General features: G+C 41.8%; 14 protein-coding genes. 10 read left to right on the plus strand and 4 right to left on the minus strand.

Going from position 1 to position 13,105, the window contains the following annotated elements:
• Positions 1–31: 31 nt before the first annotated feature.
• The 9 genes from KIK04_RS03435 (at position 32) to KIK04_RS03475 (ending at position 8,017) form a co-directional block, all read left to right on the plus strand.
• Positions 32–739 (plus strand): DUF5819 family protein, encoded by a 708-nt coding sequence (locus KIK04_RS03435; RefSeq protein ID WP_232276937.1) that lies wholly within the window; start codon positions 32–34, stop codon positions 737–739.
• 310 nt (positions 740–1,049) lie between these two features.
• Entirely contained in the window at positions 1,050–2,060 is a 1,011-nt protein-coding gene (locus KIK04_RS03440; RefSeq protein WP_442951132.1) for a DCC1-like thiol-disulfide oxidoreductase family protein, read from the plus strand.
• 34 nt (positions 2,061–2,094) lie between these two features.
• Positions 2,095–3,210 (plus strand): serine hydrolase, encoded by a 1,116-nt coding sequence (locus tag KIK04_RS03445; RefSeq protein ID WP_232276939.1) that lies wholly within the window; start codon positions 2,095–2,097, stop codon positions 3,208–3,210.
• Positions 3,211–3,472: 262 nt separating this feature from the next.
• On the plus strand, positions 3,473–4,180 hold the full coding sequence (locus tag KIK04_RS03450; protein WP_232276940.1) for a M23 family metallopeptidase: 708 nt from the start codon (positions 3,473–3,475) through the stop codon (positions 4,178–4,180).
• A 15-nt stretch (positions 4,181–4,195) separates the two neighbouring features.
• On the plus strand, positions 4,196–5,131 hold the full coding sequence (sppA, locus tag KIK04_RS03455; RefSeq protein ID WP_232276941.1) for a signal peptide peptidase SppA: 936 nt from the start codon (positions 4,196–4,198) through the stop codon (positions 5,129–5,131).
• A 35-nt stretch (positions 5,132–5,166) separates the two neighbouring features.
• Entirely contained in the window at positions 5,167–5,577 is a 411-nt protein-coding gene (locus tag KIK04_RS03460; RefSeq protein ID WP_232276942.1) for an RDD family protein, read from the plus strand.
• Between the two features lie 32 nt (positions 5,578–5,609).
• A complete protein-coding gene (locus KIK04_RS03465) occupies positions 5,610–5,825 on the plus strand; it encodes a hypothetical protein (protein ID WP_232276943.1) in 216 nt (71 codons plus the stop codon).
• Between the two features lie 561 nt (positions 5,826–6,386).
• A complete protein-coding gene (locus KIK04_RS03470; protein ID WP_232276944.1) occupies positions 6,387–7,484 on the plus strand; it encodes a M23 family metallopeptidase in 1,098 nt (365 codons plus the stop codon).
• 80 nt (positions 7,485–7,564) lie between these two features.
• Positions 7,565–8,017, plus strand: coding sequence for a GNAT family N-acetyltransferase (locus tag KIK04_RS03475; RefSeq protein WP_232278579.1), 453 nt, complete (start codon positions 7,565–7,567; stop codon positions 8,015–8,017).
• Between the two features lie 156 nt (positions 8,018–8,173).
• Here KIK04_RS03475 and gpr read toward each other — a convergent pair whose 3' ends face one another.
• Positions 8,174–9,175, minus strand: a complete 1,002-nt coding sequence (gpr, locus tag KIK04_RS03480; protein ID WP_232276945.1) for a GPR endopeptidase — start codon at positions 9,173–9,175, stop codon at positions 8,174–8,176.
• A 227-nt stretch (positions 9,176–9,402) separates the two neighbouring features.
• On the opposite strand from gpr, the gene rpsT reads away from it, so the two are divergent.
• The gene (rpsT, locus tag KIK04_RS03485; protein WP_232276946.1) at positions 9,403–9,675 is read left to right on the plus strand and encodes a 30S ribosomal protein S20; all 273 of its coding nucleotides are present in this window, start codon (positions 9,403–9,405) and stop codon (positions 9,673–9,675) included.
• Positions 9,676–9,747: 72 nt separating this feature from the next.
• Here rpsT and holA read toward each other — a convergent pair whose 3' ends face one another.
• From holA to KIK04_RS03500, 3 genes are all read right to left on the minus strand, one after another.
• Entirely contained in the window at positions 9,748–10,788 is a 1,041-nt protein-coding gene (holA, locus tag KIK04_RS03490; RefSeq protein WP_232276947.1) for a DNA polymerase III subunit delta, read from the minus strand.
• Positions 10,789–11,074: 286 nt separating this feature from the next.
• A complete protein-coding gene (locus KIK04_RS03495) occupies positions 11,075–12,481 on the minus strand; it encodes an anti-sigma factor family protein (RefSeq protein ID WP_232276948.1) in 1,407 nt (468 codons plus the stop codon).
• On the minus strand, positions 12,478–13,026 hold the full coding sequence (locus tag KIK04_RS03500) for an RNA polymerase sigma factor (RefSeq protein ID WP_232278580.1): 549 nt from the start codon (positions 13,024–13,026) through the stop codon (positions 12,478–12,480). The genes KIK04_RS03495 and KIK04_RS03500 overlap by 4 nt, the downstream gene beginning before the upstream one ends.
• Between the last annotated feature and the right edge of the window lie 79 nt (positions 13,027–13,105).

Raw genomic sequence — 13,105 nt, forward strand, 5'->3', positions numbered from 1 at the left:
TTACAGCTTAGTTTCCTGTTTTCTCCTAATATTGAACAAATGGAGTGATACCTTGAAACTAACTAAGCTCCAAAAATGGACATTAAATGCAATAGTTATTTTATTAGCTTTATATTTACCGATACATTATTTTGTTATTTTATTGCATGCTGGTCCCGTGAATCCAATCTCAGTAAAGGCCCAGCCTTATATTTTGCCCTATGTTAACACTTTCTTTCAGCAAAACTGGCATTTATTCGCTCCCACCCCGATGACAGTGAATTTTAAAATTTATGTAAGAGCAGAGTATAAAGACACATCTGACCAACAAGTGAAACAATCTCAATGGTTTGATGTTTCCTCGAGTATTACTGCTAAAAATCAGGAGACGGTATTTTCTCCCTACAATCGGATCACTCGTATTGGAACCGGTTATGTACATAGATTACAAGGGGGCGGAAAAGACGATTTATCCATCAAGTTGCTGCAAAAAAAGATGGAAACCAAAGGCGATACGACGCTCTTGAAAAAAGAAGATGAAACTCAAAAAGATGATTCCAGAGAAGCTTTGTATCGATATGCATCATCATATGCAAAAAAAGCACTGGGTAATCAGCAACTGATAAAGGTACAATTTATGATTTCTGTAACCGATACCGTACCCTATTCCAAACGAAATGACAAAAAGCACAAGCCAGAAAAGAGCCTAAAAGTTTATGAATGGAAGAAGGTGGACGAAGATGTTATCGCGTTTCCGTGAGTGCGTAACGAAAGAACGCTTTTTAATAGGCGCCAGTTTACTTCGTATTGCCATAGGGGTACTCATTCTATATAACTATTTGATTCACTACAATCAAAGGCATTTCCTTTGGACAGCTTCAGGTGTAAATTCCTACACAGACGAGTTCAAAAAATATACGTATTCCCTTTATAACTTTAGTGATTCAACACTGTATTTTGACATTATTTTTCATCTTGGAATCATCGTAACTATAATCTATTTAATAGGATATAAAGGTAGGCTATTCAATATATTAAACTTTATTTTTTTCTATTCTATATACAATCTAATGTTTCATATTAGTGATGGTGGCGATAACCTGCTTGCTGTTAGCTTATTCTTCCTACTTTTTGCGAACTGTACAGCCTATTTCTCTATGGATGCACAAAAGTATCAAGTGTCTAGAGAGAACAGAAGTGACTCATTCACATTCCAACTTTCTTCTATTTTGCACAACTTCGCGGTCATTTTTTGCATCATACAGCTATGCATTGTTTATTTTGTCTCAGCCTTTTATCAAGTTATGGGTGAGCTTTGGCAAAATGGTACCGCTATCTACTATATTGCACAGGTCGAAGAATTCAGTAGACCTTCACTGCGATATATTGTCGACAATTATTTATGGGCCGTCATACTGTTCTCCTACGCGAGTATCGTTATGAAGCTTGCTTTTCCGTTTACGATCATGAATAAAAGGGTTAAGCCCTTCATGGTTGCTGGAATGATCATATTTCATCTAGGCATTGGTATCGGAATGGGATTATTAACATTTTCTCTCATTATGATCGTAATGGAGCTTCTCGTCTTTACCGACAACGAATATAAGAAAATGTACTATTCCACCATAAGACTGATGCGGAAGACACAGCTTCGCTTTTTACGTCGTACCAGAGCCGTTGGATACAGGCTGTTTAAGTCACAGCGGGTCATTGTGTTTTACGACGGCTGGTGTCCGGTATGCCAAGGCATTATGTCTCGATTTAAACGGATGGATTATTTCCGTTTGCTGGACTGTCTTAGCTTTCGAGATCCAAACGTGGTTCAGCGCTACGACCTTGATCCCGCCGAGGTGGAGAAAAGAATGCACAGCGCACTAGCTATTAATGATAGCGTAAAGCTCAAAGGTATTGATTCTGTCACTCAAATTTCGAAGAGATTGCTTCCTTTATGGATCTTTGTCCCTATCTTTTTCGTATCAAGCAAGCTAGGCATTGGGGGTATTATTTACGATTATGTTGCTTCAAAAAGAAAACTCGTGCCTGTTGCACATTGCGACGACAATGTATGCAGGTTACCATAACCACATATTCCATTAAAATGAAGGTGAGTGAACGATGGTATATCTTTATAGCGTGGTAATTATAATCGCCGTACTTATATTCTTATTTTTTGCTCTAGCGAAGATTGCAAAAATGTATGATGAAAAAAAGACAGAAAAACATGTTTTAGCCTTTATAAAAAATAATCCTGACAAAGCTTCGATGTACGTCTATGTCAACGGAAAGACAATCGTTGATTATGGAGCCGAACGTAAAATGCCTTTAGCTAGTACGGTAAAAATCATGATCGCGATTGAATATGCAAAGCAGGTAGCATCCAAGAAGGTCGAGCCCCACACTATGGTTTCATTACATGAAATTGACAGATACTATATTCCTAATAGGGATGGCGGCGCTCATCCTAATTGGTTAAAATCGCTTCATATTGAACAAGTAACGCCCGATAGTTTCATACCCTTGCAAGAGATAGTTCGAGGAATGATTGCATATAGCTCTAATGCAAATACAGAATATCTGATTGACTATTTGGGTCTTGAACGAATTAACAAGACCATTCAGGAGCTTCATTTGAATTTTCATGATCCGTTATTTCCAATATCTTCGGCCATGCTAATTTCGTCGTATCTGAACGATAAACAAAAACGATCTAGAAAACAACTTCATCAATATATTCAACAAATGTCCAGCAAAGAGTATTCGTTACATGCTTGTGACATCCATAACCTACTTAAAAATGATTTATCTAAAGAGTTGGTTACGAACTTCACTCGCTCCAGTTCTTTTGATAGAAAATTACAACAAATAAAATCTAGTAAATTACCTTCTTCTACTGCAAAAGACTATGCAACTTTACTAAAAAGAATTCACCAAGATGATGAGCTGTTTACTGCCCCAATTCGTGACACGATTAGATCTATAATGGACCGTCCATTAGCTCCACATTCTAAGTTTGCTTATTTGGGTAGTAAAGGTGGATCGACGATTTCCATACTAAATGAAGCTTTATATAGCAAGGATTTAGAAGGAAACACATTGGATATGGCACTGTTTATTGATGACCCTTCCGGTCTTGATAACATGTGGTTGAGACATAAAATAGACCTCTTTCTGCATAAATTTTTAGTGGATCTTACTTTCCGACAAAAGGTATTGGACACTTTAACCTCTTAAAAACAACATTGTCACAATTGCGGAGGAGTCTATGGCACTCTTGTTTAATTTTATAATAGCTGTCTTCATTCCATTACTTTCATGTGCCTTGCTGGTCAGCTATCGATTTGCAGACCGCAAGTTATGGCTGGTACACATTTTTTTCACAGTGGGCTGGACCGCAATGATGCTGCTTCTGGTAGATTGGACGACAATTAGCTACTTATTCAGACCAATCATTATCATTATATTGTTCTGTAGTCTAATCAAATCCATATTTAGAATGAAAGGCATTCCATTTTCAATTAATCGAACAAGAACGAGATGGTTTTATCGTTTGTATGCCTTGATTGGCATATCACAATTGTTAATTTTTATATTTTTCATCCCTTCCCTGCTTGTATCGTCAGATACACACAGGAAGGCGATATCTATTTCATTTCCATTCAAGCATGGCCTTTACTTTGTTGGTCAGGGTGGGTCAAATGAATCTATGAACTATCATTTTAAATATCCGACGCAAAAGTATGCTGTGGATATTGTAAAGCTCAATCCATTTGGACTTCGTAATAAACCATTCGGGGACAAAATGAAATTAGACAATTATGCGGTGTATGGGGAAACGATCTACAGCCCTGTTGAAGGAAAAATCGTTGCAACCGTTGATGGTATAAACGATGAGATTAGAATACGATCAACTACAGGTAAGAGCAACATGATTGTTATTGAATACGAACATGTTTACATTTTACTGTTGCATTTAAAAAAAGGCAGTCTCCAAGTAAAGGAAGGCGACATCGTAACAATCGGACAGCCACTAGCCCAAGTCGGAAATTCTGGCTACAGCACGGAACCACATTTGCATATTCATGCTATCCAAAGAGAGCCTCTTTCGAATTATTTAAATGGAGCTTCAGTACCTATTAAGTTTAATGGAGTTTTTTTGAAGAGAAACGATATTATCTACAATCAGCGGATTCTGTTTAGGTAGGAAAAGGGGCGAATTATGAACAACAAACTAGTTATTGCAGCTTTAGCCATAGTCATTATGTCCTTCAGTTCGTTATTTGTATATGTTTCGACTCATAGCGGTGCGAAAACAAATCAAGGGTGGACAGAGCAAGTCATCGAAGGAGCCAATAGTACAAAGATTGCCCAAATCTTCGTCGAGGGTGTGATTTCGCCCGAGTCTGATGGAAAACGACAAAGTGTCGTATCTCAGCTTGACACGGCAATAAAAGATCCACAAGTTAAAGGGATTATACTGGCTATAAATACGCCTGGTGGTGATGTGGTAACATCTGATCATATTTACAGGAAAGTACTTCAGGCCAAAAAATCCGGAAAAATAGTTGTAGCTAGCATGGGATCAATAGCCGCGTCTGGTGGTTACTATATTTCAGCTCCCGCGCATAAAATATTTGCCAATCCGCTTACGGTAACAGGGAGCATTGGGGTTGTTATGAGTTTTCCCAACTACAAAAATTTGGCCGATAAACTCGGTTATCATAAAATCCACATTACTTCTGGTGCACAAAAAAGTATGGGTAATCCATTGACTGAGTTCACGGAGGATTCCAAACGCATTTATCAAAATATTGTAAATGAAAGCTATGAACAGTTTGTAAACATTGTTGTCAAAGGTAGAAACCTAGATCGCAGCACCGTGATTAAACTGGCTGACGGTCGTGTATATTCTGGCGTACAAGCCAAATCCTTCGGACTGGTGGACGAACTGGGCAATTTAGAAGATGCAACGCTGTATGTAAAGAATGAGTTGGGGATAATCGATCCCAAAATTGTTCATTACAGCAGTGAGTCCTCTTTTTTTCAAGGGTTAGTTTCGAAAGCTGTACATACGCCAACGCTTGAACAGCAAGTTAAGGGAATAAAAGCAGAATTCGAGGATTCAACACCCCAAATTTTATATATGCTTAAGTAGAAATATACACGAAAACTCGCAGGAGGGTACAAGCAATGACTGTCCAACATGTAACTTATGCCGGTTTTTGGGTTAGAACGATCGCCTTTATTTTAGATTTGACGTTCATAATGTCGGTTTTTTACCTCCTCTTTGACTTTTTGCTTGGAGATTCAAATCATGAATTTTACATAACAATAAGTAAATTATGTTTATTTTGTTTTTATTTCTTTATATTCACCTACTTTTTCGGACAAACACTTGGCAAAATGGTTGTAGGTATAAAGGTAGTATCGAAACAAAATGAAAAAATAGCTTGGGAGGAGGTTTTATTGAGAGAAGTGATCGGGAAGTTTATATCTATCGCTTTGGCGTTTTCTGGTTTTTTACTAGTCGCGATTGATCCACAAAAACAGTCCATACATGATAAATTAGGAAATATGAACGTGATATGGGAAAAGCGATAATGTAACGTACAACTAAAACCTGAGGTGTATTTATGAATAAACAGCTAGTTTGGCTTATTCATATTCTAGCTTTGTTATGTGGAATTGCTTTTCCATTTGTTCATGTGATTTTGCGTATTGCTATGCTCCTTCTAGTTTACTTCATTGGTGTAGTAGTGAGCGAAAAAACTGAGAAAAATAATAAGTTACTGTTGTTCTGGGTTACTGGCCTTATTTTAGGGTATCTTTTTAAAGGCGAGATATTTTAAACAAGCAGCACTTATTCATAGTTGGACTTCCATCACTTCGCACCCTACAATGAACTGTAACCCATTATATGGACATTACAAAAGGCCCCCGGACACAGGCACCTTTTTAAAAAATGTCTATCCTACGGGTTACAGTTCGTTATAGTGGTTTCGACGATTTTATTGTTTGAAGGGTTAAATTCACTGCTTCCACTTTAGCTCACACGCAATTTCACACGAAACATCCTCTTTCCTTTCACACATCTTACTCCTACTCATTTAATTAACCAATGTTTAATAAAAATAAATCTAATAGGAATTAAATAATTTATAACTTAGTTGATTTTAATCTTGTTATCCAATTATTATTTACCATAATTTTCATCGAAACACTATATCGAGCTAGTATTTTTTCATCCAACGAGGAAAAAAGATTAGAGCGTATCTTCACGAAACCTTAATATTCTGACCGTTTCATCCTCATTCGTAGTGTTTACGTTCAACATCATCTTGTATACTAGCTTTAGAGAGACCATATTTTGGTTTCCTATTTTACATCTAACAGAGAGGCAGTGATGATACATGAGCGTACAACAAAAAACGATAAACTCATCTCGTTGGGGAAAGCTAACCTTACTTACTGTGATTGCAGTAGGAGGGATACTGGGCGGATTGGGAGAAAATGGTGGCAAGAAAGTGCAAGCACATGCTCCCAATGGAGCAAATGATAACATAGCTGTCAAACTAGTAAACAAAGAACCTAACAATCCTACTCATAAACCGCAAAATAAGCAGTTAAGCAAGCAGAAACAAGTAACTCTAACACATGAGTTACTCGGGCGCTGGATCGCCGAACATCAAGTGAAACAATTGTACACTTCTTTATCACCTGATTTTAAAAAACAACTATCTGAAGCCGAACTCCAACAAAGCATGCCCTATTTATGGAAAAAAGGCGAAAAACCTAGCCTGCTTAGCGCAACGACATTAAACAAGAAGTCCATGTACAGCTGGGAAGATAAGCATGGTCGTAGCGCTATTCAAATGTATGTCGTCAACAACCAAATTACAGGACTGAAGCGAGTTACGGTTGAGCAATACGCATCCGACGAGCAATTCGGTAAAACGACTTATCAGCTGCCCTTTGAAGATAAATGGTACGTCCTTTGGGGCGGGAGAAATGTCAATCTCAGCTACCACTATGAGCATCAAAATCAACGCTACGCATACGATATCATCATGACAAAAGACGGCGCCTCCTACAAGGGCGACCCAACCCGCAATGAAAGCTACTATGCTTTCGGAAAAGAGGTACTTGCACCTGCTGACGGCGTCATTGTCGAGGTCGTGAACAATGTAGCTGACAACAAACCTGGGGAACTACCGAATGACCCATCTAATCTTGCTGGCAACTACGTATGGATTGACCATGAAAATGGCGAATATACGCTGATGGCTCATTTTAAAAAAGACTCAATTAAAGTCAAAAAAGGCGAGCGTGTGAAAGCGGGGCAATTGCTCGGGTTGTGCGGCAATTCTGGTAACTCTAGCGAGGCCCATATCCATATGCATTTAGCAAACGAGCCTAATTTTCTTTATAGCTACTCCATTCGTCCACAATGGGAGAACAACCTTGATCCGACCAAAGGACAAACGCTAGAAGGTAAGGACAACGATTAACATTTTTAAAATGTTAAGAGATATTCTATAATGAAAGAATGACGCTTGGCGTTTAATCGCAATGAAAGCGGGATGGAATGATGAGTCTTCATCTATGTGAAGTAACAGCAGCCAATTGGCGCGCAGTCGCGGCCTTACAGGTGGCAGAGGAGCAGAGTTCCTTCATTGAAAGCAATGCATTTTCGATGGCGGAGTCACTATTCGAAGAAAATGGATTTTCAGTAGCACTATATGATGGAGAACTGCTAGTAGGCTATGCCATGTACGGCTGGTATTCCGAAGCTGAAAGTAGTATATGGCTGGATCGATTTATGATAGATCAGACATACCAAGGAAAGGGATATGCGAAGCGGTTTATTCGATTACTCCTTGATCATATGCAAGAACAGTACGGTACTCGCAAAACATTTTTGAGTCTTCACCCAGATAACAAGCTCGCTCAACAGCTATATGAGTCCTTTGGTTTCCGATTAACAGGAGCCATTGACGATGATGGGCCAGTTGTAGGCGTAGTGATGGAATTAGTTCATTAAGCTACTTAAGCTGTGAGACTACTTATCAAATTGCATCATCAAACAAAGAAGCTCCTCATCTGCTCGCTCAGCCATTCATGAGCGTTCAGTTCAAGGAGCTTCTTTTTCATGTTCATTGTATGCAAACTAGTGCAGCCTACCGTGCACACACTTCCATCAGTGCGTATACGCTGCCACGTTGCTATTATCCACGGCCTCATGCAGCGCTGCGTTCAAACCACTGGCAATAATGTTGCCCATGTCCTCCATGAATTCATCAACTTCCTTCGGCGTTACAATCAAATCGTGCCCGAGCGGCTCCAACACTTCCTTTACGAGCATGAGCCGTTCCTGCTCGTGAATATCGTCTAGCATGCCTAAAATATCGCGCGTGTTGTTCGTTTGCGTACTAAAATGTTCCTTCATCATCTCAATTGCGTTATTCACGATCGTCGAAGCGTAACACACCGTCGGCACACCAATCGCAATACACGGAATACCGAGAATGTCTTTCGTTAGGCCACGCCGTTTGTTACCGATCCCTGAACCGGGGTGAATGCCAATATCTGCAATTTGAATTGTTGTATTCACCCGTTCGAGCGCTTTAGAAGCTAAAGAATCAATGGCGATAATGAGATCAGGCTTCGTTCGGTCGACGATCCCTTGTACAATTTCACTGGATTCAATACCCGTTATCCCAAGTACACCTGGGGCCACCGCACTCACCTGACGATAACCTGGGCTCACTTGCTCCGGTGACAACTCAAAATAGTGTCGTGTGACCAGTACATTTTCCACGACTGTTGGCCCAAGTGCATCGGGGGTCACTTTCCAGTTGCCCAAGCCGACGATAAGCACCTTATGCTCCTTCGTCACACCTATTTCCGTCAAGAATGTCGCAAACTCCTGCGCAAACTTGGTCGCCACTCGATCCTGAAGCGTTGAATCTTTACGCCGCAACCCAGGCACCTCTAACGTCACATATCGTCCTTGCAAGCGTCCGAGCGCTCTTGACCCTTCCTCCGTCTGCACATGAATACGCGTGACTTTAATTCCTTGCCGATCCTCTATCTCTTCTACGACACCGGGAATAGCTACATTTAGGTCCGGCTGCGCGATTTCTCTTGCTTCTAACGCCAGATCTGTTCGCACCGAAAAGGCACGTAAATCTACAGTCATTCTGCTACCTCCTGTCTAGCACGTGCTCATACGCCCATATTGTGTACAAGTTCACCAATCTTATACGGGATACAAGCGGAAAGTAAGCAGTTGTTATAGGGGTAAATGTATTGCTTTTTAGTTGACACCATGATAAAATACTTTAAGTTGTGAATCTATTTCATTCTAGAAATCTGTGAAGAAATTGATTCTGTTGTCGCACTACGATGCAACGGAGGTGAAAATCAATGCCAAACATTAAATCCGCTGTAAAACGCGTGAAAACAGGCGAAAAACGTCGCATGTTGAACGCTTCCCAAAAATCCGCACTTCGCACAGCTGTTAAATCAGCTGACGTCGCTTTGACGAACAACGAAGTTGAAACAGCTAAAGCAGCTGTTGCTTTGGCTTCTAAGAAGCTTGACAAAGCTGTGACTAAGGGCTTGATCCACAAGAATGCGGCTGCCCGCAAAAAGTCCCGCTTAGCAACAAAATTGAACGCTCTTTCCGCGCAAGCGTAAGCTAGAGCCTTTCATACTTAGCTAGTAGCTTAAAGCGAAGAAGTGAAGCCCGAAGATAACACGCTAGCGTGTCTATCTTCGGGCTTCTTTCATAATGCCAGCAGCAATTCGCATAATGAACAACTCCAAGCCTAGCGTCTTGTCCACACGCCCTGACTTCATCTCATAATCAAGCTCGGCTGCTGTTGCCAGCCAACGCGCAAGCACTTGAGGCTCGTATTGACGTGCCTGCTCAGCCGCAACCTTAACCGCATACGGATGCAGACCAAGCTGTGAGGCTGCCTGCTGCTGGGTAAAGCTCTGTCCCGTCAACTCCTTCACTTGCAGCATAATGCGCAGCTGACGTACGATAAGCGCCATAATCTTAATGGGCTCCTCTTTTTGCTTCAGCAACTCATGCAGCACAGCAAGCGCACGGTCTGCACGTCGACGCACAATGTCCTCGACCAGTTGAAACACATTTTGCTCAGTCGTCTTGGCAATAAGCCGTTCGATCGTCTCGATTTCAATCGTTCCACCCGCGCCTGTGAACAGGCATAGCTTATTAATTTCAGCCGATAACGACTGCAAATGAGTGCCCGCACTATTGAGCAGCGCCTCTACTCCAGCTTGTGTAATCGAGCATCCTTGCTTCTCTACTTGCTTCACGACCCACTCGACCAATTCTTCTGCACTAAGTGGTAAAAACGACAGGACAGCCCCTACCGATTTCGCTAGCTTAACCGTCTTCTTACGCTCATCAAGCTTGTCCGCTTGGATAACAAATATGATGATACTCGTCTCCAGCGGCTGCTCCATATACGTGAGCAAACGATTCGTCTGGTGCTCTATTTTCCCTTCCCGTCCAGAGGCAAATATCGTCTGATCTTTGACGATAATACATTTGCGCTCCACTAAAAAAGGTGGCGTCTCCGCTTCTTCGATAACCGTTTCGATTGGCGTCTCAGCGGTATCGTATTTCGATAGCGCGAGATCGCGATGCTCTTCGGATACCGTATGCTGAATGATGAACTGCACAAATTCTTGCAGTCTGTATTTTTCCGTGCCGTATAGTACGTATATCGAGCGCGGATTTCCGCGTTGAATTTCTTTGACGCAAGTCTTTAAATCCACTGCTATTCCTCCCCTAAACCTTCGACCACCATCATAGCAAACTTTGCAGCAAAAACAAAGGGACTGCGCAACCGTAGTCGCGCAATCCCTTTGTCCCATATCATCTATGATAAACGTCTGCAACGGAGGCCTAGGTTCCTCCTAGCAACACGGTTACACGACGTACGGGAACGTCATTGCTTTCGTAAGCTTAACAACAATATACGCAATCATCACGCAAAGTGTGCATCGATAACACTCCATTTTATGGCGCGGAAAGCTTCGTCTTTATGTCGCTGCTCATACTTTATTTATCGTTCTGTTCTTGCTCCACACCAGCTTCTTGTTCTTGAACTTTTTCAACTTTTTCCTCGACAATAGCAATGCCTTGCTCGCTCACACGGAACACTTGCGCTTTGGCAGCGTCGTTCGATGTGGTGATCGTTAGCTGTGCATTGTCCGCTGACCAAGTCCAATCTACAGGCTCATATGAAAATGAGATGGATTGAACTTCTGTCTGCTGCTCATCCTTAATAGCGAATAAAATAAGCTTACCTTGATCGTACCGTACTAGCCATTTCCCATCCGCGGAAGTCGTTTGCACGGATTTCGTATCAAAAGTACTTATCTTTGCGGTTTCTGGAACAATGGCGGCCTCATCCGTGCTTTCTTGAACACCCACATCCTTATCAGGAATGATGGAAGGTTTGTGCGGCTGAACCGTAGCAGAGGCATCATTTCGTCCAGTTCCGTCTTTATCCGGTTCTTGCCCCTTTTTTACAGCTGGCGGCGTTACAACCGATTTATCATTCTTGGATGGATTCGTTGTCGTCTCTGGATGTATTTTGCTAACATAAGGAATACTACCCTTGTCTTCTGTCTTCTTCACTTTCACTGTACGCTCTTGATGTCCGCTCTGCTGCCCTGTATGCCCTGTAGTACCATCATTTCGTTTCCGGTCAGCTTCAACCTGGCTAGATGGTTGCCGATATACAGGCTCATCGTTCTTAGGTTGTTTCGGATTTGGTTTACCCGAATCAACAGCTCCCGTGTCTTGGGCCGTTTCTTCTTCAACAGGTTGGTCACCCGCTTTAGGTACAGCCTCAGGTTTACCATGATTTTGTTGCCCATGTGGGTTGTGAATAGGCTGCTGCTCCACCTGTTTCGTTGCGGGCAATTCATTATGCTGCTGTATCGCCCGATCCTTTAATTCATTAAAATCTGCACTTTCATGCACTTGCGGCTTGTATGAAACAATAAATAAACCGAACATAACGCCCGCAGCCGTTACAGCACCTACTGTTCGCCATTTGAAGCGATCCGTCCAACGTTTACGTTGAATCGGAAGAGGCTGTCCCGGTTGTTGGTCACGACTTGAATCAGTCTGCTTACTTGCAACTGACGAATCTATATGACTAACCTTTTCTGTTTCTGAATGAATCAATGAATGTTGCAAAACAGCAGGTGCCGTAGCCGAGCTTTGCCCTTCCATATCCAACCGATCAAGGGCAGGTAAAATGGAATCGACAATACTGAAGCGCGGCGTTACTTTAGGTAGCTGTTCCAACTCACTGCTTAAGCGCGCTAGACGCTCGTATATTTCAGCACAGGCGGGGCAATGTTGTGTATGTTCTGTCAGAAGGTCCGTCTCCGTTCCATCCAAATCGTTGTCTAAATGGCGCTGCATCATTTCCACCACCTCTGAACAGTTCATCCTCGCACACCACCTTTCTCATAATCTTGTAGCGTTGTCTGAAGCTGTTGTCGCGCGCGGAATAAGTAAGACTTCACCGTGTTCAAGGGTAAATTCAAGCTCTCTGCAATTTCATTATACGAAAAGTCCTGCAAATACCGTAAAACAACAACGGCTCTATGATGTTCAGGTAGGCGGTCGATGGCGTTCCGAATATCTTGAGCCGCATATGCGGACATAACTTCTCTCTCTACGTTTTGATCACCAAAAAAATCTAGATTGTGTTCTTCAATCGAGACGACAGGACGATTGCGACGAAATTTATCAATACAAATGTTCGTCACGATTCGCTGAACCCATGTCTTAAACTGCGCTTTTTCTTCATATGACTGAATTTTCGTATAAATCCGGATTAAAGCTTCTTGAGACGCGTCCAGTGCATCCTGCTCATTATTTAACAAATAATATGCGGTACGATACACATGTTGTTCAATATCCCGCAAAAGAGTAATTAAAGCGTCGCGATCGCCGGATTGAGCAGCCCGAATTAGTTCTGCCTCTGCCACTATGATCCTCCCCTCTTGCATAACCATTGACGTACCGAGTACGCAAATGGTTGCAGCTAAGTATGTTCCAATTTGTTCA

It is taken from the genome of Paenibacillus sp. 481, assembly GCF_021223605.1.
Taxonomy (GTDB): Bacteria; Bacillota; Bacilli; order Paenibacillales; family Paenibacillaceae; genus Paenibacillus_B.